Origin of the sequence: Gracilimonas amylolytica (genome assembly GCF_002911695.1) — a bacterium.
GTDB classification, from domain to species: domain Bacteria; phylum Bacteroidota; class Rhodothermia; order Balneolales; family Balneolaceae; genus Gracilimonas; species Gracilimonas amylolytica.
Window position 1 is genome coordinate 11,566 of record NZ_PQBS01000019.1, and the last position, 22,797, is coordinate 34,362.

Below are 22,797 nucleotides of genomic sequence, written 5' to 3' on the forward strand. Positions count from 1 at the left end.
AATTTAGATCTTTGGGCATGCGTAAAAGGCGCTTCATCCGCGTTTCAATTCAAAAGCAGAAATAATATATAGCAGTACACCATAAATCATTAGGAATGAAAAAAATTGACGTTAGTGCCCTGGTGAGGGAAAACATCCGTGATCTCAAACCTTACAGAAGTGCCCGGGATGATTTCGACTCAGGGATCTTACTGGATGCCAACGAGAATAGTTTTGGTGCTCCTTTCGCGGATGACCTTGAGCTGAACCGTTATCCAATGCCGTATCAGAACGAACTGCGTGATAAGATCGCAGCATTCCGGGGTGTGGATACAGAGAATGTGTTTGTGGGTGTGGGAAGTGATGAGGCCATTGAATTACTGTTCAGGATATTTTGTAAGCCCGGGAAAGATCGGGTGATCATCAACCCACCTACCTATGGTATGTACAAAGTATCTGCCGCGATCAACGATGTGGCTGTGGATGAAGTACTTTTGACGGAGAATTTTCAGCTTCAGCCTGATAAGATCCTTGAAGCGGTTCAACCCGAGACCAAAATGATCTTTATTTGTTCTCCCAACAATCCTACAGCCAACAGCCTGGATATTGATGACATCATGCAGGTGCTCAATGAATTTGAAGGGATCGTAGTGATCGATGAGGCATATGTTGATTTCAGTACTCAGGCCAGTTTAGTGGGAAATCTCACTGACTATAACAACCTTGTGGTGCTGCAAACTATGTCGAAATCATTTGGGTTAGCGGGCATAAGGCTGGGAATTGCCCTGGCTGATGCGGAGATCATATCCTACTTTTTGAAGGTGAAGGCGCCATACAACATCAACAAACTGACGGCTCAAAAAGCGAATCAGGCATTCTCTAATCTGGATAATCTTCAGAAAAATATCAATGCTGTGTTAGAAGAAAGGGAACGGGTGATCAGTAAGCTGATTACTTTTCCTCAGGTTAAACGCGTGTACCCAACCGATGCCAATTTTGTGTTGTTCAGGATCGATGATGCCATGGAGGTGTATAAGAAACTGGCTGATGAGGGCGTGATCATTCGGTATCGGGGAAATGAACCCCATTGCGAAGATTGTTTAAGATTGACTGTAGGAACGTCCGTGGAAAGCGACCGGTTCTTCGCTGCATTAAAGAATATTCAATAGTGGATACAACGGTATGGAACCCGGATGATGCTGATTTTATAGATACCCGCAGATATAAAATTTACTCATCAGTGGTAATCCGCTGAATCTGTGTCATCCGCGTTCAATACGATTATTTTATTAAATAATATCAGCTTTAAATATCAAAAATGGACGACTTGTCCGCCTAAGAGGCTTAACCATGTTGATCTCAATTACCAAAAACGCACTGAACGACCCTTCCGAAACGTTCATATTCCGTCCAAATACCATTTCTGTCTTAAAACAAATTGTGGGTGGGGGACGTGACCTGCATATTCCAACGGATGCCATTTCATCTCAGCAAAGGTTGGTATTGGAACAGGAAGGGATCTCGTTTGTTGAAAAAGGGGATGCAGATCTGGTTATCACTGAAGATGAAGGGAAGCTTAAACTTCTCAAAAAGGAAGAAGTATTGATCACTTCAAAGGAGTGGGAGCCTGTGATCGGGTTTATCATCCGGAAAGCGCGTAAGGCAAGTATTCAGCGAAAAACGAATGAGACGAATATCAGCATAGATGTAAATTTGGATGGCACGGGTAAGGCAGATATCTCAACCGGATTAAACTTCTTTGATCACATGCTGGATCAGATCGCCCGGCATGGTTTGATCGATATGAACCTGAAATGCGAGGGGGACCTTGAAGTTGATGAGCACCACACCATTGAAGATGTAGCCATTGCATTGGGCGAAGTGATCACTAAAGCCCTGGGAAACAAGATGGGAATTGAGCGTTATGGTTTCGTGTTACCAATGGACGAAACGCAAGCTACCGTGGCTATTGACCTGTCAGGCCGGCCATATCTGGTGTTCGAAGGAGACTTCAAGAGAGAATATGTTGGAGACTTCCCCACAGAAATGGTTGAGCATTTTTTTTATAGCCTGGCAATGAACTTGAAGGCGACATTACATGTTAGCTTTTCAGGTAAAAATGACCACCACAAAATTGAAGCCTGCTTTAAGGGTCTCGCCCGGTCTTTAAAGATGGCTATAGAACAGAACGGGCGCATAAAAAATCTGGTCCCAAGTTCAAAAGGGACGCTGTAGATTACATATGATCGCTATCATCAAGTATAAAGCCGGTAACACAGCTTCAGTGGCCAATGCCCTGGAGCGGCTTGAAGCACGATATTTTTTTGCTGAGACACCTGAAGAACTTGAAAGTGCAAGAGCTGTAATATTTCCGGGTGTCGGACATGCCGGTGCTGCCATGGAGTCACTCAAGGAAAAAGGGGTGGATGAATGGCTGAAGAACACGAAAAAACCGGTACTCGGTATCTGTGTCGGAATGCAGTTGATGTATGAAAATTCATCAGAAGGGGATACGGCAGGACTTGGGATCATTCCCGGTTCATTGAAAAAATTTGATGAGTCTAAAGCCAAGGTTCCGCACATGGGCTGGAATAAATTAAAAAGCACAGGACAACATCCTATCCTTAAAAATCTGATCGAAAAAAACTACCTGTATTTTGTGCATAGTTACTACGCGCCTGTAAGTGAGCATACTTTAGCTACCTGTAATTATATCAACAACTTTTCAGCAATAGTTGCCAAGGATAATTTTATTGGGGTTCAATTCCACCCGGAAAAATCAGGAAGTGTCGGCTCAATGATCCTTCAAAATTTTCTGGATCTTGTTTACTCTCCTAAAGCAGCCAATGCCCTGGATAAATAGGATGAAGGTGTAGCTCTTCACCTTAACTTCACGTGTTTCAGGTATTTTCTTTTGACCTTAGTTTTGGTTAAATAACCGGGGAGGTCAATATGATACTATCCAAATCCAAAGCCTGTTTACTTTCACTGTTTTTACTGCTTCTTTCGGGAACAGTTTTGGCACAGAATGCATCCGAGATCGTGAAGAAAATGGATGAAAAAATGCGGGGGGAATCGCTGGAAGCCGAGGTTACCATGACTATTGTCAGGCCGGATTGGAGTCGGGAAGTATCCATGAAGAGCTGGAGTCGCGGTTCAGAATACTCAATGATCTTGATCACAGCCCCTGCCCGCGATAGGGGTACCGCTTTTCTTAAACGAGGTAACGAAATTTGGAACTGGATCCCGAATGTGGGAAGAACCATAAAAATGCCACCATCAATGATGATGCAGTCATGGATGGGCTCTGATTTCACCAATGATGACCTGGTTCGTGAATCGTCTGCTGTGACAGATTATGAGCATGAACTGGTTGGGGAAGAAACGATTCAGGGGTACGAGTGCTATAAGATCGAAATGACCCCCAAACCGGATGCCCCGGTTGTATGGACGAGAGTGGATGTGTGGATCTCAAAGGAAGAATACATCGAATTAAGAGCAGAGTTTTATGATGAATTCGGGGAATTGATCAATGTGATGAATGGCATGGATGTGAAGGATTTTAACGGGCGGCAGATACCCTCACGCATGGAAATGATCCCAATGGATAAAGAAGGCCATATGACAATACTTGAATACAGATCTATGGAATTCAATGAAAACATCTCTGAAAGATTCTTTAGCGTGCAGAATATGAGAAGAGTTCAGTGATCAGTTATCAGTGAACAGTGATCAGTACCCAAAGTATATTATAACTTGATTGTTGAATCCAGTTCGGCCAGCTTCTGCTAACTGCTAACTGCTAACTGCTAACTGCTAACTGCTAACTGCTAACTGCTAACTGCTAACTGCTAATCCTAGTCGTTTTTAATATGGAAAATAGAATTCTGCAAAGTTCATCTGCATCGTCATGCATACTATTAAACGTCTTAGAATTTATAAAATCAGTATCATACAATAGGTTTAGCCAATACTTTGTTTCTAAAGATTCTTTGTATGCAATGGAAATTTTAGATGAAAAATCAGCTTTTGAAATGGCACCATTGGCTTCAGATATATTTGCGCCAATACTGGTTCCACATCGAAGTAACTGTTTTGAAAGCATAAATTAACGTTATTCTTTACTTAAGAATTGATATCCTTTAACAACCCGAATTGCAAATGCATATGCTTTTTTAGAATTAATGATGGATTACATTGTAAGAGCCATTAAATCCAAAATCCTTACAGAATTTTTTAAAACATATGTAAAACTGTTTACTGATCACTGTTAACTGCTCACTGAAAAACGAACATGTTATATCTAAAATTAGCCTGGCGGAATATCTGGCGGAATAAGAGGCGCACGTTCATAACGATGCTATCAATTATTGTGGCCGTCATGCTCTCGTCAGTTATGAGGACGATGAACGAAGGTTCCTATGAGCAGATGATCGAAAATACGGTCGGCATCTTTACCGGTTATGTACAAATACATCAAAAAGGGTACTGGGACGACAAGACACTCGAAAACACGTTGGTTTCTTCAGACACACTGTTCCAGATCATTGCCCAAACTCCCGGCATTACAAAAGCAGTTCCAAGAATTGAATCCTACGCTTTGGTAGCAGGAGAGAACCAAAGCCGAGCCGCTATGGTCATCGGCATAGATCCTGAAAAAGAAAGGTCTTTAAGTGATCCTCAAAACCGGATCGTTACAGGTTCCTATTTTGAAGATTTAAATGAGCGATCGGTCCTTTTGGGAACCGACTTGGTGCAGAGACTTGAGCTACAGGTAGGAGACAGCCTTGTGATGATCGGGCAGGGATTCAGAGGACAAAGCGCAGCCGGATTATACGAAGTGAAAGGAACCGTGCGGTTTCCAAATCCGGAAATGAATAAAAGCCTGGTTATGATGCCACTCGGAACGGCTCAGTTCTTTTTAGCCGCTCCCGACAGACTTACTGGGATCTCACTTATTATTGAGGATTCTGATGACGCAGAATCGGTTACAAAGATACTATCGGGTTATTTATCGAGCGAGGATTATGAGGTCATGGACTGGAAGGAACTGATGCCTGAGTTGGTTCAGGCCATTGAGTCGGATCGGGGCAGTGGGTTAATCATTATCATGATATTGTATGTGGTTGTTGGTTTTGGAATACTGGGAACCGTTCTCATGATGATCACGGAACGCACTTACGAATTCGGTGTGATGATATCGGTAGGAACATCAAGGTTTGCAATTGCGATGATGCTGGCCTTTGAGGTCTTACTCATGGCCATGGCAGGGTCACTCGTTGGTATTGTTGCCTCCTATCCAATTTCATACTACTTCCACATAAATCCGATCCGTTTGTCAGACAGTGGAGACATGGCACAGGTTATTGAGACATTCGGTATGGAACCGGTCCTTCAGTTTTCACTTGAACCTTCACTATTCTACTCTCAGGCCATCATCATTTTTGTGATCACCCTGATCTTTTGCCTCATACCTATTCTTAAAGCCAGTCGGTTGAATCCTGTTAAAGCGATGAGGTCCTGATATGCTGAAATATATCCTGAAACTTGGCTGGAAGAATGTCTGGAGAAATCCCACACGAAGTGGTGTAGTGATCATCACCGTGCTGCTTGGAACCTGGGCCGGTATCTTTGCCACCGGTTTTTTTAATGGAATGCTGAATGATTATATCAAGGGACAGATAAATTTGACGGTGGGTCATGTTCAGATCATGTATCCGGAGTTTGAAGATCTATACAATCCGAATTATGCCATCCCGAATGCTGAGAACCTAATAAGAACACTGCAGGTAAACCCGGATGTGGATGAGGTATCGGGTAAAAGTGTGGCAACCGGACTGGCGCAAAGTGCGCGAAACAGTTTTGGGGTCACAATATGGGGTATGGATATTGAGAATGACACCTCTGTTTCGGTGCGTTCCATTAAAGGGTATCTGGAAGAGGGAGACTTTCCGGAAGCTGAAAATCGAAATCAGATACTGATTGGAGATGACTTGGCCGAAAGACTTGGCCTGGAGTTGCGCTCCCGAATGGTATTAAGTTTTCAGGATGTAAGTGGAGACCTCACGGCTGGTGCGTTCCGGGTAGCCGGCATTTTTGACAGTTTTGATAGCCGGTTTGATGAGAACTTCGTGGTGGTCAATAAAGCCGATCTGAACCGTATTTTAGGAGGGAAAAACTTAACCCATAACATCCGTATTGATACAGACGATCTGATGACAGCCGGTGTACTTGCTGAACAGCTTCAGGATTCGAATCCGGACCTTGAGGTGAAAAGCTGGAGGGAGATCGCCCCGGATTTAAGGTATGTTTTTGATATGCAGGATCTGTCCCTGTATTTGGTGATGATCATAATCATCATTGGTCTGATCTTTAGCATCATCAATACTATGCTGATGGCCGTGATGGAGCGAACCCGCGAACTTGGTATGCTGCGTGCTATTGGTATGAATAAAAGCCGAACCTTTAGTATGGTCATGCTTGAGACGGTGTTCCTGACCCTGGTTGGATCACCGGTAGGTTTGCTTCTCGGTTGGTTAACGATCACATATTTTGGGGCTAGCGGGATCGACCTCAGTGCTTTTTCTGAGGGACTGGAAGGATGGGGTTTTACAACCATGATCTATCCATCACTGGCTTTGAAATACTATTTGAATATTGTGCTTTTTGTGGCTGTAGCAGCCTTGATCTCGGCACTGTATCCGGCCTGGCGGGCACTTCAATTGAGACCTGTTGAAGCAATACGAAAATTTAACTAAAGGTTAGAGATGTTTAAACGGATGTTTATAGTGAAATTTAATGCCAACACAGAACGGAAATAACATGTCTGTAATACGAACAGAAGGGTTGACCAAAGTATATAATCCGGATCAGGTACCGGTTCATGCCCTGAACGGTGTGGATCTTACCATTGAAAAAGGTGAATTCACTGCCATTGTCGGCCCATCCGGTTCAGGTAAAACCACCCTATTGAATATCATTGGTGGCCTGGATGAACCGACCGGGGGGAAAGCCTTTATCAGAGGGACAGACATCAGCACCCTTTCTGACCGTGAGTTGATCAACTTCAGGCTCAATCATATTGGGTTTGTATTTCAATCCTTTAATTTGATCCCGGTTCTTACTGCCCTCGAGAATGTGTCGTTCATCATGCAGATGCAGGGAAGGCCGGCAAAAGAATGCCGTGAAAAAAGTATAGAGCTTTTAGAGGAAGTTGGTCTTAAAGACAAGATCAATAAACGTCCCTCAGAATTATCAGGAGGACAGCAGCAGAGGGTAGCAGTGGCCAGGGCTTTGGCATCCAAACCCGATTTTGTCCTGGCTGATGAACCGACGGCCAATCTTGATTCTGTTTCCACAGCCGAATTACTGGATATGATGGCGGAATTGAATGAGGTGGAGGATATGACGTTCATATTTTCGACTCATGACCAAAGGGTGATCGATAGAGCGAGGCGGGTCATTACACTTGTGGATGGGAAAATTGATTCGGATGAAGAGAGAACAGTGGACAGTGGATAGTAAACAGTAAACAGTAAACAGTAAGCAGTGATCAGTGTTTAGTTTGAATATGGAATTATGAACGAACATATTTTTAAATATGAAGTAGGAGCTTATGAAGTAACGTCGAGGCGTTTTGGATTTGGCTTAGTTATTCTGATTCTGATTTTGCTGGTTCCAACAACCATTCAGTCCCAAAATATTGAGGCTGACCTCAGAGGATACGTGAAAGAGCTCGGTGTTTTTAGCCTGAGCAATGATCTTGGAACACTAAGGTACGATAACATCCTGCATCATCGCATTGAAAGCCGTTTTGGCCTGGGGGAAAAATTTGAGATCAGGGCAGATGCCAGAACACGCCTCTTTAACGGCTGGACGGTCAATAATTCACCGGGTTATGGTGACTTTCTATCCAACGATCGCGGATACTTCGATCTGAGTCACACCTGGATCGATACGGACAACACCGTGTTAAATACCGCCATTGATCGCCTGCACGTATCTTATATCAACGGACCGTGGGAACTGCATGCAGGTCGCCAGCGGATCAACTGGGGAAAGACCATGGTGTGGAATCCCAACGACCTGTTCAACGCCTACGCCTATCTCGATTTTGATTATGAAGAGCGTCCGGGTACAGATGCTTTTTATGCATCTTATTCGTGGAGTTATGCATCCAGTGTGGAGGCCGGTTACCGTTTGGGGAATGGCATTGATGAGTCGGTTATAGCCGGAATGGTCCGCGGAAATGCCGGAGAGTATGATCTGCAATTCATTGTAGGAAATTATTTTGAAGAACTGGCCGTAGGAGCCGGATGGAGCGGATATCTTAAGAATGCAGGATTCAGGGGTGAGTTCACGTATTTTCACCCCAGAGATAATTTCTTTGATGAAACCGGACATATCACCTCCACGGTAGGAGCAGATTATATGTTTCAGAATGGGGTATATGGCTCTGCCGAATTATTGTATAACGGGGGATGGAGCCGATCCCTGAATCCGGTGGCACAGTTAACCAGACCGCCCAGTGCATCCGATCTTTTTATTGCGGAAACAGGGTACTTCCTGAATGGAGCCTATCAGGTAAATCCTTTAACAAGTATTTCCGGTGGAATTATGGGGAGCTTTGATCGGAAGATGATCATCCTGATCCCCCAGTTTACCCGCTCCCTTTCCGAGAATATCGATCTTTTGATCCTGGCTCAGCTTCTAAAGGGGGCCGTCTTTACTGATCTGACCGATACCCCGAACGGCATTTACTTTAGGTTAAAGTGGTCCTATTAAAAAAGCACAGCTTAGAAAACCGTGCTTTTTGATCAAATTCGTAAGATCCGAAAATGTGACTAATCCACCCAGTCAGCCACAAAGACGTTGGTAGATCGGTCACCGCCGTTATTTCGATTGGATGAGAACACGATCTTCTTGCCATCCGGTGAGAACATCGGAAAGGAATCAAATTGTTCATCAAAGGTGACCTGTTCAAGTCCGGTTCCATCCACATTGATCATGAAGATGTTGAATGGAAAGCCACGTTGCGACTGATGATTTGAGGAGAATACCACTTTCTCTCCGGATGGATGAAAATAAGGAGCCCAGTTGGCATTGCCGAGATCGGTGATCTGTCGTAATCCGGTACCGTCTACATTTACAATAAAGAGCTCCATGTTAGTCGGTTCCACCAGACCGTCATCCAGTAATGACTTGTATTTTGTGACTTCTTCCTCAGTCTGAGGTCGTGAGGCCCTGAAGATCAGCTGAGTGCCATCAGGCGAGAAGAAAGCGCCGCCATCATAACCGAGTTCGTCGGTTATCTGTATCACGTTGGAACCGTCGGTGTCCATAATGTATAACTCCAGATCTCCGGAACGGTCTGACGTAAAAACGATCTTGTCACCTTTGGGAGAAACAGTAGGTTCAGCATCATAACCCGGTTCATCGGTGAGTTTTGCAATGACGTTACCATTCATGTCAGCTTTATAAATATCGTAGGTATCATAGATGGGCCAAACGTAGGCACCTGCTTCTCCGCGCTCGGGAGGGGTAGGACATTCCATGCCAGACTCGTGGGTTGAAGAATACACAAAGGTTGAATCTCCCGGCAGGAAGTACGCACAGGTAGTCCGGCCATTTCCGGTACTGATCATGGTTGGCTCAAATCCGGGTTCTTTTTCAGAAATATCCATCGTGAAGATCTGATCACACTCCACTCCCCATTCCGGATTGTTGGATTGAAAGATCAGTTTGTCACTGTCGTAGCTCCAGTAAGCTTCAGCATTGTCGCCACCAAAAGTGAGCTGTTGAACATTCCGGAGGTGAACTTCCTGCTCGTACTTGAGTGAGTCAGATTCCGGGTTGTAAGTTTCTTTTTCAGGTGTGGAGTTACAGGAAACAGCCAGCATGGCTGCCACAGATATTAGTAGGTACTTCATGAATAGTTTTAGAATAATTTTGATGAATGGATTAAAGATAAGGAAAATAATTTGTTTTGAATGGGCAGGAAATTGCTCAGAATTTAACTTCCGATCTTAAGCTCCAAAGTAAGATAAAAGGTACGTGGGGGGGATGGGATAATGCCGGGGCCGGGATAACCTGTTGCACGTCGTGTAAAATACCAGTTGTGCAAAACGTTATTGATGCCTGATTCAAGCGTTACCCTATTCCAGTTATAGGAAAAGGAAAGATCCAGAACATCATATGCAGGTATTTCACCCCGGATGCCACTTTGGTTATCAAAGGGATTTTGCTCTGCGTTAGAAGCATCCGTGAACTGCCTGGTTACATAGGTGTACTGCAGACTCCCAACAAAATCTTTATAACCAATGTTGAATCCCGTTTTAAGATTCAAAAAGGGGACAAACTCTACATTATTACCTTCGATACCTGGAATGTCTGAATTGAGGTATTCCGATCGGGTCAGAGCCGTATTGGCAAAAAAGCTAAGTTTTTTATCCGGTGAATCATATCCTAGTATCGGCAATAGATTTAATTCGATCAGGCTTTCAATGCCATACATAAATGCCTGCCCGATGTTTCCACGGTAACGGACAACACGGCCTGTTTCCTCCAGTTCTCCTTCTGTATTCTGGCGGGTTTCTGCTCTCAGAACCTCACCAATTCGGTTATCATACAATAAACCAAAACCCCCGATATCATATGAAACAGATTCATTAAAACGACCCCTGATCCCAAAGTCGGTTGTAAATCCGCTTTCATCTGTAATGTCTGGATCAACCTGAAATGTTGGATTGACAATGCGAATATCATTGAAAGTTACAGAGCGATAGTTTTGAGAGAAATTTCCATAAAATTCTGTTTTTGAGCTCGGGAGATAACTGATACCGGTTCCCAATAAAATAAAGCTACGCTTGAAATCGCGGTTGTCTTCAAAAGTTTCGTTTTGTATTGGATTTCCGGCAAGATCGAAATTGATGCGTTTAAAAGTCCCTTCACTTCTTGTATTGATATATTCGAAGCGAAATCCCGGTGTGATCGAAAGGTTATCCTTTAAATAGAATATGTTCTCCCCAAACACAGCCACATTGCGGTTTGGAAAGGTGAAATCAGATTGGTTGGGGTAATTAGGAAACTGTTGGTCACCAAGAGAAAAGTCAGCTTCTGAACTTGCGGTACCCGGCCCCTGGACGGATTCATTGTTAGACTGATAATATTTGGAACCGATCAGGAAAACAGAACTCATGGAACCGATCTCATAGCGATTCAGGAAACGTATTTCAGTACCCCAATTGTTGAAATCTCCAAGAATGAGGTCGCGGGGGGCATCAAGGTCATCTTCCTGAGAGACTCGGTTTGTACGGAATCCGACAGATTTCCTGGAGGCATCAAGGCCATAGGTCAATACGCTTAGTCGGGTTTTGTAAGAAAATCGGTGCTCTAATTTTAGAGAGGCCAGTTTCCAATCCACTTCAAACCAGTTCCGGGTACGATTACTAATGGTTGGGTCCCGGTAAAACTGAGCATCTGTTAAGCCACCCGGCTGCTGTGCCAGGTAGTACAGGTAAGTAAAATCAGCACTGATGGTTGTGTTTTTACCCAGCTTGTAATCACTGAAGATATAGGCATTCTGAGAATCGAAATTTGAATTGGGGCGAAAACCATTTCCTTGCTTATAATTGAAATACCCATAATATCCGATCTTACCGATTGAACCACTCAGGCTGTTGAAAGAGGTAAAAAGAGCATTAGATCCAAGAGATTGACGAGATATGAGTTCTATATTTCTATCTCTTTCAGGAGTTTTCATTTTAAAATTGACGAGACCACCAAACTGAGTACCATACTGCAGGGAAGCCGCTCCGCGTATGACCTGTATCTCTTTTATGCCCTCGGCTGGAGGGGTGTAATAACTTTCAGGGTAGCCTAACACATCCGCACTGATGTCATAGTTGTTTTGGCGGGTATTAAAATTGGAAGAACGATTTGGGTCCAAGCCACGTCCACCGATATTCAGTTGGAGTCCTGCATCATTTGATTCAAATATGTTCAATCCTGAAATCTGGCTGTAGATCTGCCGGGCATTATTGGAGGATGTATTTACAATCATCTGATCCAGATTGATGACCTCATTCTTCTTGCCTGCAAAGATGGCTGTGCCCTCCACTTCACGCAAGCGCTGCATGGCAAATACTTGCTCTTTTTGCTCAATGATGGCCACCTCAGACATTTCCCTGGATAATTTTCTGAGTTCAATGTAGATGTTGGCGTTTTGGGTATCCAAAATGATGGGCCGTTGTTCTACTTCATACCCCAATTTGTAGAAAAACAGAAAATAGGTTCCATATGGCAGGTCATTGATCTCGAAATAACCCTCCTCATTCGTACTATAGGACTTACCCGCATTATTATCATATATCTCAACTGATTCAATGGGTTCCTTGGATTCCGCATTGATCACATACCCTGAGATCTGATGCTGGGCAAAAGCAGGGAAGCACCAGATTCCTGTGAACAGTAATAAACTAAAGGCCTTTAATTTCGTCATCAAATGGGAGTAACCAGGTTCGGTGTTTAAATGAGGGTTCGATCTCTGTTAGATCAACGTTTGGGTCTACATAAGGTTGACTTCGCCGCCCATTGAGGGCAACGTAGCTTTCAGCATATATTTCTGGATCTTTGATGCCTTGTTCCTGATAATGATCTTCAAGGAAGTGTGCATATTCCAGAATAAAATCCGGCTGCGAGGACATCTGCTTTTCCTGGAAGCGGGTCAGAAACTGCGTATTATCAACATAGAAACGCTGATCATTTTCAGGATCAACAACCTTGAAATTTGCATACCCGGCTTTTTCCATGAGCATCACTCGCCATGAAAATCGGTACCCTTCCTCAGTCCAGAACAATTCACCCGGATAGAGTAGGTACCGAAAGGGGATCAAAAGTTGAAGAATAAAAAATGCTGATATGATACCCATGGAGGCATTACGGAGCCAGGTCTTTGGAAATTCGTAAACAGCACCGTTATCAAAATAGGATTTACTGATCCTAAGCCATTCTGAAAGTTTTTCCAGGATCTTATTATGTAATGCAGAGTCAAAAAAGATAAGGGCACTGGCGATCATTATATATGGAAACATACCGATCGGGAAAAGCACCCTGGTCATAACGTGGAATACAACCACCAAAATAAATGCAAAAGGCTTGGTTCGTTTATATAACAGCAGAAACGGAATAGACAGATCGTAAATGGCGCCACTCCAGGCAAAGATGTAATGCATCCAGGTTTGCTGCAGCAGATCACCTAATAATGGAATAGAGTACTTAGCCGGTAACCAGATCTGCAATGGCATGGCTTCAAATAACCAGTCCGAATTGAGTTTGGCAAGACCGGCATAAAAATATACGATCCCTAAAAGTAGTTTGATAGAATCGATGGTCCAGGAGGGAACTTTCTGTGAGCGGATCTTTTCATCCTGCCAAGCGTCTACAGAAAAATAGCAGTGAGCCGGGAGAAAGATCATTAAAAAACTGAGTATACTGATGAAGTAATAGTGGTTCAGGTAGGTGGTCTTATCCATCAGCTCGATGTAAGTGAAACTGAGGAAAAAAATGATAATTGCCCATCTATATTTGAAGCCTATGGCTACAAATAAAGAGGCGAGCCCGCAAATGATAAAAATCAGATAGGTCCATTCACCCAAAGGCTGAACCCATTCAAAGCCGTAGTAGGAAAAGAAAAATTGCGGTTCTATGTAAAGTTTAGAAATCCAGCCGTTTGCCGCAAAACGAATGATGCTCCAAAACATCAGGATCCCAAACTGGATTCGGAAAACGGCTAATGGAGCAGCATTCTTGGTACCGGAAAAATATGTGCGAATGGAAGAATTATTCACGCCTTAGTCACCGTCGGCATCCACATAATCTACATTGATATTCAATGCCTGAAGCATATCCACTTTCAGGTTGACGACATTCCGCTGAAGCTCATCGTATGTTGAAAGCATGAGGCTGTTATCAGATTCTACCTGAACAGCGAAGTTATCGTTCAAAGTCTGAGCTTCATTTTTTGCATCCTGAAACTGGCTATTTATGATGGATGTGAGGTCAGCACCATCTTTCATGGTATTGAGATAATCCAGGTAATCATCCAGACTTTGACCATCAGCTTCTCCTTCAAAGTGAGTGCCATTAAAGAAATTGATACTCGCTGACAATGCTTCATTGAATAAAGCCTTAGAAAAGCCTTCACTGTAATAAGCCTCAACATGACTGCTTAATGGCGAACCGGAAAAAACACCGGCCGGAATGCCGATCTTGCCCGCGCGCAAGTGTTTTTCGTAATAATAGATATAATCATTTACCATCATGTCGAGTGAAGAATTAGCTCCGTTTCCAGAGTTACTTACAAATTCATCCCGATATCCTGATGTCCAGCTGTTTAAGACCTGATCAGTTAGAGTATCGATTCGCAGGGTCAGGTCTGTCAGGTAAGTGCGATAGTTTTGGGCATCAATGTTGGTGGTGTAATATGATAGTATTTCAATGTCATTATCACCGAGACCATGGATCAGATAATCCAGTGCAGGGAAGCCCTGACTGTCATTTAAAGAAGGAAGTGTTAGATCATACCCCCCTTCACTGACATTCTGTTTGATCTCAGTTGTGTCGGTTGGGTATATATTCAGATTATCCCGAAAACGAAGCTGCATGGCTTCTCCCATCTCAAACATAGAAACATGCTGAAATGCGAGATAAGTATTTTCCCAGGAGTTTCGAAGGGTGTTTAGATTTTGCTGGGTAGGGGAGGCTGAAAAAGTTTCAGCCGAGGTATGGAGTTGGTCAGTCGCCTCTGATAGATCAGTAAATGAAGGGATGATAATATTATCAGCCCAGTTCACTAAAATTGCTTCTCGATCAAAATCATCCGGGTTGGGGCCTGAAGGGCCGTTATTCGTACAGCTCCATAGAAAGAAAACAGTTAATAACAGAATGGCATATTTCTTCATGGCAAAAATGGTTTAAAACAAAAAAGCTGGCAATTTTTCTTAATGCCAGCTTTATTATAAAAATGGTTTTAATTAGCGGCTTGTGCTACTGTGAAATCAAATTGAGCCGCAATCGTTTCAGACATTTGATCCAACGTGCTGGTTTCAACATCCCAAAGTCCTTCTCCATCCTCTAACTGAGCTAACATTGCATCAATTTCCTCAGAAGAAAGGTAGGGACTATCAGAATTTGGAACACGGCTGAATTTCAGGCTATACATAAACCCATAAGCTTCAGAAAGATCGTGAAAAGCTGCTCCAAAATCAGGATTGGATTGCTCCAGGGCTGCTTTCCCGGACTGCAGATAGTAGACAGCTCTTACCGAGATCACAGTTGAGATATTTTCCCGAATGATCTGTGCTTGTTCATCACGAACATCATAAGCTCCGGCCTCAATGGCGGCTCGTCCAAGAATAAAAGCTTCGTAGGTTTCCTGTCCAATTCCGGCAAAATCATCGTCACCGTCAACCCGCCCAAGATAGGTATTCAGAAAACCACTACCCTCACCGATGGTAGGATTTGCAGGATTGTCAGCATTTCCGAATAAGTATCCGTAGGCTTCATCCCACTTATGTTCCATGTTGGTATAATTGGAGCCTTCAGCGAGAGTTCCCTCATTATTATCTTCGCGGTTCGTTCCGGCGTCCAATACCGAAGTACTTAAATAGTTATTTAGCATTTGGTCGGCCATCAAAGCACCGATGAGGCTTTTGCCCACCAGTTGATTGTATTCAAAACCTTTTCCGTTTACATACCGTGTAGATGAACCATCAGCAATTTGTCCGGGCTGACCGGGGGCTGCCAGGGTATTTTCATTAGGAAATACTTCATTGACCTGAGCGCTGATCCAGCTTTCAAATTCATTTTTGATATCGGCACTCATCTGAGTGTTGGAAGCAAAATAATCAGTGGAGGCAGCTACTTTGCCTTTTATATTTTTGGTGGCATCATTCAGATCCGGATTCTGAAATGGATCGGCATCACCACCATTAGCAGTTTCATTACGATACATTTCCAGGAGCAGCGTTTCAGTGGAATTGTCAAAATCCAGCATGGCGGAAGTCAACTCTGCGGCCATTTGTATCCGGGTGGTTTGACCGGTAAATGATACAGATGATTCACCGTTTCGGGTAAACTCATAAGTGGCAGGAGCGTCTATATTTGGTTCGTTATTATTATCGCAGGAAAAAAGAGAAAGAGCTAATATCGGAAGTAATAATATATTAGAGAGTTTCATCTGAGAAGAAAATTGATATGATATGGTTAGAGTTATTATTTAGAACAATTCTAAGTTAAGGAGCTTTTTAGACGGAATCAAAGCTTATGTAGAATAAATCTAAATTAAAATAAGAAAGCTATAGAAATATAAAGGGAGGCGTATTTTTAGTCGTGTTGGCGGGGTGAAACGATCTCCATAACCTGACTGAGTATGTTCTTACTGACGCTGAAGATGCGTTCCTGATGATTCATGGCAAGCATTCTTAGTACCATTCGTAGTTCGGCAAGTAAAATAGGTGGATCGTTGACGAGGGTATCTTCAGCAACGACTTCATTCCAGTCAATGCCTCGCTCAAATTTCACTCCGGCGCGGGCCATGGTCTTGATGTACACATTGGCCATTAATCCATAACCGATGGTGGTAGGGTGTAGTCCATCCAGGCTGAAAATACCACCTTTGTAGATCTTTCCTTCCTCGTTGAGCCGGATGAAATCAGTGGTTAGCTTGATGTTGCCGGATTCATCCACCAGGTGTTTTGTGGATTCTCTGGCAAGCAGGGCATCACCTAGTCCTTTAGGAAGATCGCGAACTAACTCGCCTCCAAGTCGCCTGTGGGCAAGTCCGGCTACATTCTTAGCGATCGGGACAACTGTCCAGCCGTACTCTTCAGCAATGGATTTGATGATCTTGTTGTAAGCGTCAATTGTAAAGTCGAGTTCAATGACCTGTTCTTTGGTAAGGTAGGGATGTTTATCGGGATGAAAGTCTTCATCCCAGATCCAAAAGCGGGTGTAGTAATCAAAATAACCCAGACGTTGACTTGAAAGATCGGAATTTACGCCACGAATTACGGGTGGGATGGTCACGTAGGGGATCGTTGGCACAAACACCCGACGAGCTCCTAATTTCGAGATCTTTTCAGCCAGTTTTCGGTATTGTTGCTCAAAATGCTCCGGCCGGTATACCGTATAGTTTCGGTGACCCGGAAACGCCTCAAGGTCATCCTCATCTTCCGTCCAAATGACTTTCAGGTCTGTGACGGCAGCAAGTATGTTATTGTGACCATGGCATACGATCAGATTTTCGATACCACCATCTTCTGCTAATATGTGAGCATTATCGATCTGAGAGCGGTTTTCGTACTCCGGGTTCAGTGTTGGATTAAGCACCAGGCGGGCTGTGGTAAATTTAGCATGCTCCGGCAGCATATTGAATACGGTAAACGATTCCTTGTTATTAAGGATGTATTCACGGCTGTTCTTTTCTGTGACAGTCCAGGAATCACTGATATTGAATCCCCATATCGATTGATTATGATAGGGAGTGGTTCTTTCAACCGACAGATCCTTCATGCCACCTTCCCAGTATTTTTTGATCCGCTTGAAGGTTGTGAACATATATTTCGAAGCTGATAGCGCCTCGGTCAGATCAATTTCATCTCCGTATTTTTCCGAAAGTCCTCGAACAATGACTTCTATATTCAGAGGTATACCGGCCTGAGCCGTAAAAATGGGTTGATCAAAATCAGGTTTGGGTTCAAAACACCTGTGGATGAAGGATGGGAAATTGATGTCTGTACGGTAAATGCCACCGTTGTTAAAACCCTGAGACAGGCTGTCACCGATAACGACCAGTTTATGTTTAGCTTCCTTCTTTTTCCAGAACATTGAACCTTATTTATAAATCTTCTAAGCATAAGAAGATAGTTAAGAGTCAGAGGATTCAAAATGCTTTTAGAAGGAATTACACTCAGCATGTGAATTCAGGTACGTCTCAATCTTAATTACAAAATTCAACACCACATTCCCTCTAAAAACTCTCTATTTTAAGCAGACAATAACAAGCCAAAAATAATCAACCCTAATATGTCCGATAAAAACCGATTAGATCAATTCAGAGAAGAACGTGAGATCATGAACGAAAAAGTGATGGATCTGGATCACCTGGGGATCAAACGTTTTTTCAATATGGATACCAACACTTACCGGGATGGGGCGCTTCCGAAACAAACCAAGGAGCTTCTGGGCTTGGTTGCTTCTGCCGTGCTTCGCTGCAACGATTGCATTGATTATCACCTCGAGCAATGTGCAAAAACCGGTTCAACCAAAGCTGAGATCGTGGATGCCATGAACGTAGCTTTGATAGTGGGTGGCAGTATTGTGATCCCCCATTTGCGTCATGCAACCAATACACTTGAATTGCTGGAAGAAGAAGGGACGTTAAAGACGGTTTAATTTGGATATTTCATTGGATCGGGATGAATGAACTCATATTCAAGATCCTTGACCAGTTTTTGAGAAGATATCTGTTTGTAGTCGGCTCCACCCTGTAAAAAATCAGGTTCATCCATACCCAGTCTATTAGCTATGGTGGTATAAATTTTCTGCTTTGAGGGATGAACCGGGCCGCAAACATTATAGATCTGTGAACGGATCTCATTCTTGATCATTAATTGTGTGACCTGAATAACATCCTCACGGTGGACCAGATTTACAGGAGCCTCACCATTCTTTACATTCTCACGGCCGGCCAGATACTTCACAGGATGACGGTCTTCACCGTACAAACCCGCCAGTCGAAGTATTACAGCATCACTCAAAGCCTTACAGAGTTCACCTTCAGCAGCACATATAACGTTGCCATTCTTGGGGTCTGGTTTGGTATGGTTTTCATTGATCAAACCTTTTGCGTTTCCATACACTCCGGTGGAACTATACATGATCACCTGTGTGTTGGTTTCCTTCCAAAGCTCGCCGAGCTGGCGGATGATATCAGGATATGTATTTCTGTTCTCACCCCGCCCCGGTGAAATAGATATAACAACTGAATTTACTTTAGGAAGCTCAATATTTTGTATTTTATCGATCGAAAGCTGAAGCTTTACGGGCGTGATATTATGTTCTTTGATTCCGGAAAAATTTTGTTTAGATCTGGTGGTTCCATAGACCTTATACCCATTATCACTGAGGTACTGACCAAGTTTTTTCCCAACCCATCCGCAACCGACGATCAATACGGAGGTAACTGAATCTGATTTCATAATATCTTCACATTAAACAATGTTATTGCGCAACTGTACACTAAACTTATACTAAAATCTGGCATGGAACAATCTAAAACAGGCATTTTATTGGTAAACCTTGGGTCACCGGACAGTTATGAACCGGCCGACCTGAAAGTGTACCTGAGAGAGTTTTTAACTGATAAAAGAGTGATCGATTTCCCAACCCCGATCAGAAAGGCACTTGTGGAAGGGATCATCTTACCTATTCGCCCCAAAGAATCTGCAGAAGCTTATGAACTGATCTGGTGGGATGAGGGATCTCCTTTGATCGTGATCACACAGCAGGTGATCGATAAACTTCAAAAAAGACTGGGAGAGAATGTGCCGATCGCCATGGGAATGCGTTACGGTAACCCTTCAATTGAAGCCGGTTTTGATGAATTGATGGAAAAGAATCCGGATCTGGAGGAGATCTTCCTGATACCACTTTATCCTCAATACGCCATGTCAACCACCGAAACGGTGATCGAGAAAGCGAAAGAAGTGTGGCAGAGTAAGTATCCACAACTTGAAGTGAAATTCAAGGAGGCCTTTTATGACGATCCCCAATATGTGAAAGCATTGGGTGAGAGTATTCGTCCATATATTGAAGAACATGACATTGAGCATCTTCTGTTCTCCTATCATGGTGTTCCGGAACGGCACATAAAAAAGCGCGATATCACCGGTGATCACTGCCTCAAATGTGAAGATTGCTGTAATGTGAATTCTCCGGCTCATACCTTCTGTTATCGCCATCAGGATATGAAGACTACACAGAATGTGGCAGAATATCTTGATCTGGACAGTAAGGACTTCAGCTATAGTGTTGCTTTTCAATCTAAGCTGGGTATTGACCCCTGGCTACTGCCGGCCACTGATGATGAGCTGGTACGCCTAGCCGAAGAGGAGGGTGTGAAGAAAGTAGCCGTTGCCTGCCCGGCTTTTATCTCTGACTGTATTGAGACCCTGGAAGAGATCGGAATACGCGGTAAGGAAGACTTTGTGGAAGCAGGCGGAGATGATCTGATCCTGATCCCATGCGTCAACGACAGCGATCTATGGATCGATGCGCTTGAAACCTGGTGTACCGATATGCTAAAACCTGCCGAACCCGTAGCTTAAATTAATGAAAATCGGTTCATGTCGGTTTGTTGAACAACCGGTCAGAACTTAGTGAACATCCTGATGGAAGATTCCGGTGAAAAAAGAAAAGTAATGGTATTAGGCGGTGGGATCTCCGGATTAGCCACGGCCTGGTATCTTAAAAAAGCCGGAGTTCCATTTACCCTTATTGAAAAAGAGGATAAGGTCGGTGGCGTAATTAGGTCTTCAGAAATTGAGGGAACCGTAGTCAATTTTGGGCCGAATTCACTTCGGGATAAAGATGGCTCACTCAGAGCCCTGGCAAAAGATGTGGGATTGGAAGATGAGATGGTAGAGATCTCAGAAGCCTTTAAAACCCGATACATCGTGCGGCATCAGGAGCTTCAGGAATTGGTGCCATCTCCAAAGACCCTGTTTACCACCAAGGTGTTGTCGGCAAAAGGTAAATGGCGAATATTTGCTGAACCGTTTATCTCAAAGGGTCCCGAAACCGATGAAAGTGTCGGAGCTTTTCTGGAACGCAGGATCGGAAAGGAAGCGGTTGATTATCTGGTGGACCCGGTCTTTTCCGGGATCTATGCCGGAGATATCTACCAAATGAGTAAAAAGGAGATATTGCCGCAACTGGCAGAAAATGAGCAACAGTTTGGCTCCTTGATCATCGGGGCTTTCCGGTCTAAAAAAGAAAAGTCTGATGTAAAGCCAACCGTTCTTTCCTTCAAAAAAGGGGTTCAACAGCTGGCAGAGGCCATACAATCAAAGCTTACAGAAAATATCCGCCACGAAAAGATCCTGAGAGTCACAAATAAGGAGGGGGGATATCTGGTCGAAACGGATAAATCCACGTATCACTCAGATCAGGTTATTTCATGCCTGCCGGCACACGAACTGGCGAACCTGTTAGATAACGTTGAGGGAGATCTGAAAGATGCGCTTGGACAGATCACGTATTCGCCCATGGTATCCACTCAGCTTATATTTAAAGGAGAGAATGTGGATCTTGAAAAGCAGGGATTTGGGTTTTTGATCCCAAGAAAAGAAAACATTCGACTGCTTGGCGCCATTTGGAAAACAAGCATTTTTCCGGAATTGAGTAAGGATGATCATTTTCATTTTACCCTTATGACCGGAGGGGCTCACGATAAGTGCTTGTTAAGTGAATCCATAGACGACATCGAACAAGAGATCCTTCAGGAGTTTGCAAGTCTCACTGGAATAAAGGCTGATCCGTTGTACGTAAGGTCGGTTATGTGGGGAAAGGCGATCCCTCAGTTTCACGTGGGTTACGAGCACATTCGTGAAGTCCTGAAGCAGGCAGAAGAGAATTATCCCGGGTTGTATTTTGGCGGTAATTACCGATGGGGAGTTTCAGTACCTGATTGTATAAAGGGTGCAAAAACCTTGGTTCAAAAAACGTTCACATTATAGCTCTGAAATCACAAGTTCTGCTTCAGCGTTTTCAGAGTCGAACGTGCCAACAAAAATACTGTATAACCCATCTTTAGGATCCTGGAAGGTAATAGCTGGGTTTACTCCATTTGAATCATCACTAAAGTACCAGGTCCCTTCAGGATCATTGATGAGCAAAATCGTATCCGTTTCACTGTTGACAGAGATAGTAAGAGTCTCATTTGCATTACTAGAAGGAGTAAAATAAAAATCTATATCTGGTTTTGCAGCGGTATATCCGGAGTAGCCGTATTGGGACAGATCTACAGAACCTCCGGCTGTAATGGTTTTTACATAGGGATCGGGCATAAAGCCACTTTCAAGGGTTACGTCACCATAATAAGGATCTTCAGAGATGTCCAGCTCATCAAAAGAGGCATTGCTTATTAAGCCGGTGTTCTCGCTGTTTCCATATCTGTTGATCTCTGAGATCACCAAGGTAGTTGAAATGAAGTCCTCAGCATCATAGTTGCCAACCCATACCGCATAATTTCCTGATTCAGGGTTTTCAATTGTTATTTCTGAATTATACCCGTTTTCATCCCCATCATCATTAAAATGAAACTCACCGGAGGGTGAAAATATCAGTATCACAGGGTCATCTGCACCATCTTCGACCTCTACTGTAAAATTGAGTTCACTGTTTGATGCTTCATAGGTCAGTTGTAGGTCGGGTACAGAGCTTATGAATCCCTCATAGTCACCGTTCATTTCAGATAGGTCAAAAGAGCCTCCTGCTAAGATATCCTGAGAAACACTGGAAGCTGAGTTTCCAAGCTCTGCTGTGCCATAGTAAGGGTCCCCAAGTACATTAGGTAAGGTTTGTGCAAACAGAGGTGAGGAAAGAAACATTAGGAAGGCAACAAAGGTCGCCATAGGTATAGTTTTTAGATATGAGGTGGACATGAACACATTTTTTAATTAAAAAAAGAAGAATGTAGTAAAATTGAACTTATATAACATTGAAAAGTTGAATTTTGCTTTTCCCTTCTCAGGGGCG

At 43.5% G+C, this 22,797-nt stretch carries 19 protein-coding genes and 1 pseudogene; 11 read left to right on the forward strand and 9 right to left on the reverse strand.

The genetic code is table 11. The features are described 5' to 3' along the window. Positions 1 to 95 precede the first annotated feature (95 nt). From hisC to C3B73_RS05435, 4 genes are all read left to right on the forward strand, one after another. Complete coding sequence (hisC, locus tag C3B73_RS05420) at positions 96 to 1,148, forward strand: histidinol-phosphate transaminase (RefSeq protein WP_103664604.1); 1,053 nt, start codon at positions 96 to 98, stop codon at positions 1,146 to 1,148. A gap of 181 nt (positions 1,149 to 1,329) precedes the next feature. Further along, positions 1,330 to 2,214 carry an imidazoleglycerol-phosphate dehydratase HisB gene (hisB, locus tag C3B73_RS05425; RefSeq protein WP_103664605.1) on the forward strand — a complete coding sequence of 295 codons (885 nt, stop codon included), beginning with the start codon at positions 1,330 to 1,332 and terminating at the stop codon, positions 2,212 to 2,214. Positions 2,215 to 2,221: 7 nt separating this feature from the next. After that, positions 2,222 to 2,842 carry an imidazole glycerol phosphate synthase subunit HisH gene (hisH, locus tag C3B73_RS05430; protein WP_103664606.1) on the forward strand — a complete coding sequence of 207 codons (621 nt, stop codon included), beginning with the start codon at positions 2,222 to 2,224 and terminating at the stop codon, positions 2,840 to 2,842. A gap of 89 nt (positions 2,843 to 2,931) precedes the next feature. Continuing rightward, positions 2,932 to 3,690, forward strand: coding sequence for an outer membrane lipoprotein-sorting protein (locus C3B73_RS05435; RefSeq protein ID WP_103664607.1), 759 nt, complete (start codon positions 2,932 to 2,934; stop codon positions 3,688 to 3,690). Between the two features lie 133 nt (positions 3,691 to 3,823). On the opposite strand, the pseudogene C3B73_RS05440 reads toward C3B73_RS05435, so the two are convergent. Then, a pseudogene (locus tag C3B73_RS05440) lies at positions 3,824 to 4,165 on the reverse strand (four helix bundle protein). 171 nt (positions 4,166 to 4,336) lie between these two features. On the opposite strand from C3B73_RS05440, the gene C3B73_RS05445 reads away from it, so the two are divergent. The 4 genes from C3B73_RS05445 (at position 4,337) to C3B73_RS05460 (ending at position 8,763) form a co-directional block, all read left to right on the forward strand. After that, entirely contained in the window at positions 4,337 to 5,503 is a 1,167-nt protein-coding gene (locus tag C3B73_RS05445) for an ABC transporter permease (RefSeq protein WP_269800994.1), read from the forward strand. Between the two features lies 1 nt (position 5,504). Next, a complete protein-coding gene (locus tag C3B73_RS05450) occupies positions 5,505 to 6,737 on the forward strand; it encodes an ABC transporter permease (protein WP_103664609.1) in 1,233 nt (410 codons plus the stop codon). 64 nt (positions 6,738 to 6,801) lie between these two features. Continuing rightward, positions 6,802 to 7,500, forward strand: a complete 699-nt coding sequence (locus C3B73_RS05455) for an ABC transporter ATP-binding protein (protein ID WP_103664610.1) — start codon at positions 6,802 to 6,804, stop codon at positions 7,498 to 7,500. Positions 7,501 to 7,557: 57 nt separating this feature from the next. After that, positions 7,558 to 8,763 carry a hypothetical protein gene (locus C3B73_RS05460; RefSeq protein WP_103664611.1) on the forward strand — a complete coding sequence of 402 codons (1,206 nt, stop codon included), beginning with the start codon at positions 7,558 to 7,560 and terminating at the stop codon, positions 8,761 to 8,763. 59 nt (positions 8,764 to 8,822) lie between these two features. Here C3B73_RS05460 and C3B73_RS05465 read toward each other — a convergent pair whose 3' ends face one another. From C3B73_RS05465 to C3B73_RS05490, 6 genes are all read right to left on the reverse strand, one after another. After that, a complete protein-coding gene (locus tag C3B73_RS05465) occupies positions 8,823 to 9,908 on the reverse strand; it encodes a TolB family protein (RefSeq protein WP_103664612.1) in 1,086 nt (361 codons plus the stop codon). An 83-nt stretch (positions 9,909 to 9,991) separates the two neighbouring features. After that, the gene (locus C3B73_RS05470; protein WP_103664613.1) at positions 9,992 to 12,478 is read right to left on the reverse strand and encodes a TonB-dependent receptor; all 2,487 of its coding nucleotides are present in this window, start codon (positions 12,476 to 12,478) and stop codon (positions 9,992 to 9,994) included. Further along, positions 12,456 to 13,826 (reverse strand): HTTM domain-containing protein, encoded by a 1,371-nt coding sequence (locus tag C3B73_RS05475; protein ID WP_103664614.1) that lies wholly within the window; start codon positions 13,824 to 13,826, stop codon positions 12,456 to 12,458. The genes C3B73_RS05470 and C3B73_RS05475 overlap by 23 nt, the downstream gene beginning before the upstream one ends. Before the next feature lie 3 nt (positions 13,827 to 13,829). Next, the gene (locus C3B73_RS05480) at positions 13,830 to 14,939 is read right to left on the reverse strand and encodes an imelysin family protein (RefSeq protein WP_103664615.1); all 1,110 of its coding nucleotides are present in this window, start codon (positions 14,937 to 14,939) and stop codon (positions 13,830 to 13,832) included. Positions 14,940 to 15,007: 68 nt separating this feature from the next. Then, entirely contained in the window at positions 15,008 to 16,216 is a 1,209-nt protein-coding gene (locus C3B73_RS05485) for a DUF4856 domain-containing protein (protein WP_103664616.1), read from the reverse strand. Positions 16,217 to 16,362: 146 nt separating this feature from the next. Further along, complete coding sequence (locus C3B73_RS05490; protein ID WP_103664617.1) at positions 16,363 to 17,865, reverse strand: hypothetical protein; 1,503 nt, start codon at positions 17,863 to 17,865, stop codon at positions 16,363 to 16,365. A 198-nt stretch (positions 17,866 to 18,063) separates the two neighbouring features. Between C3B73_RS05490 and C3B73_RS05495 the strand changes: the two genes are divergently transcribed. After that, entirely contained in the window at positions 18,064 to 18,432 is a 369-nt protein-coding gene (locus tag C3B73_RS05495; RefSeq protein ID WP_103664618.1) for a carboxymuconolactone decarboxylase family protein, read from the forward strand. On the opposite strand, the gene C3B73_RS05500 is transcribed toward C3B73_RS05495, so the two are convergent. After that, positions 18,429 to 19,238, reverse strand: coding sequence for an NAD-dependent epimerase/dehydratase family protein (locus C3B73_RS05500; RefSeq protein ID WP_103664619.1), 810 nt, complete (start codon positions 19,236 to 19,238; stop codon positions 18,429 to 18,431). The genes C3B73_RS05495 and C3B73_RS05500 overlap by 4 nt on opposite strands. Before the next feature lie 63 nt (positions 19,239 to 19,301). Here C3B73_RS05500 and hemH point away from each other — a divergent pair, with 63 nt between their 5' ends. Both hemH and hemG read left to right on the forward strand, forming a co-directional pair. Next, positions 19,302 to 20,366 (forward strand): ferrochelatase, encoded by a 1,065-nt coding sequence (hemH, locus tag C3B73_RS05505; protein ID WP_103664620.1) that lies wholly within the window; start codon positions 19,302 to 19,304, stop codon positions 20,364 to 20,366. A 51-nt stretch (positions 20,367 to 20,417) separates the two neighbouring features. Next, positions 20,418 to 21,776, forward strand: a complete 1,359-nt coding sequence (hemG, locus tag C3B73_RS05510; protein WP_232803015.1) for a protoporphyrinogen oxidase — start codon at positions 20,418 to 20,420, stop codon at positions 21,774 to 21,776. Here hemG and C3B73_RS05515 read toward each other — a convergent pair. Further along, positions 21,771 to 22,673, reverse strand: coding sequence for a hypothetical protein (locus C3B73_RS05515; RefSeq protein WP_157939435.1), 903 nt, complete (start codon positions 22,671 to 22,673; stop codon positions 21,771 to 21,773). The two genes, hemG and C3B73_RS05515, sit on opposite strands and share 6 nt — an antisense overlap. Positions 22,674 to 22,797 lie beyond the last annotated feature (124 nt).

Excerpts from the sequence above, each read along its gene's own strand:
- hisC (WP_103664604.1), top strand. The coding sequence starts at position 96 with ATGAAAAAAATTGACGTTAGTGCCCTGGTGAGGGAAAACATCCGTGAT.
- hisB (WP_103664605.1), top strand. The coding sequence starts at position 1,330 with ATGTTGATCTCAATTACCAAAAACGCACTGAACGACCCTTCCGAAACG.
- hisH (WP_103664606.1), top strand. The coding sequence starts at position 2,222 with ATGATCGCTATCATCAAGTATAAAGCCGGTAACACAGCTTCAGTGGCC.
- C3B73_RS05435 (WP_103664607.1), top strand. The coding sequence starts at position 2,932 with ATGATACTATCCAAATCCAAAGCCTGTTTACTTTCACTGTTTTTACTG.
- C3B73_RS05445 (WP_269800994.1), top strand. The coding sequence starts at position 4,337 with ATGCTATCAATTATTGTGGCCGTCATGCTCTCGTCAGTTATGAGGACG.
- C3B73_RS05450 (WP_103664609.1), top strand. The coding sequence starts at position 5,505 with ATGCTGAAATATATCCTGAAACTTGGCTGGAAGAATGTCTGGAGAAAT.
- C3B73_RS05455 (WP_103664610.1), top strand. The coding sequence starts at position 6,802 with ATGTCTGTAATACGAACAGAAGGGTTGACCAAAGTATATAATCCGGAT.
- C3B73_RS05460 (WP_103664611.1), top strand. The coding sequence starts at position 7,558 with ATGAACGAACATATTTTTAAATATGAAGTAGGAGCTTATGAAGTAACG.
- C3B73_RS05465 (WP_103664612.1), bottom strand. The coding sequence starts at position 9,908 with ATGAAGTACCTACTAATATCTGTGGCAGCCATGCTGGCTGTTTCCTGT.
- C3B73_RS05470 (WP_103664613.1), bottom strand. The coding sequence starts at position 12,478 with ATGACGAAATTAAAGGCCTTTAGTTTATTACTGTTCACAGGAATCTGG.
- C3B73_RS05480 (WP_103664615.1), bottom strand. The coding sequence starts at position 14,939 with ATGAAGAAATATGCCATTCTGTTATTAACTGTTTTCTTTCTATGGAGC.
- C3B73_RS05485 (WP_103664616.1), bottom strand. The coding sequence starts at position 16,216 with ATGAAACTCTCTAATATATTATTACTTCCGATATTAGCTCTTTCTCTT.
- C3B73_RS05490 (WP_103664617.1), bottom strand. The coding sequence starts at position 17,865 with ATGTTCTGGAAAAAGAAGGAAGCTAAACATAAACTGGTCGTTATCGGT.
- C3B73_RS05495 (WP_103664618.1), top strand. The coding sequence starts at position 18,064 with ATGTCCGATAAAAACCGATTAGATCAATTCAGAGAAGAACGTGAGATC.
- C3B73_RS05500 (WP_103664619.1), bottom strand. The coding sequence starts at position 19,238 with ATGAAATCAGATTCAGTTACCTCCGTATTGATCGTCGGTTGCGGATGG.
- hemH (WP_103664620.1), top strand. The coding sequence starts at position 19,302 with ATGGAACAATCTAAAACAGGCATTTTATTGGTAAACCTTGGGTCACCG.
- C3B73_RS05515 (WP_157939435.1), bottom strand. The coding sequence starts at position 22,673 with ATGGCGACCTTTGTTGCCTTCCTAATGTTTCTTTCCTCACCTCTGTTT.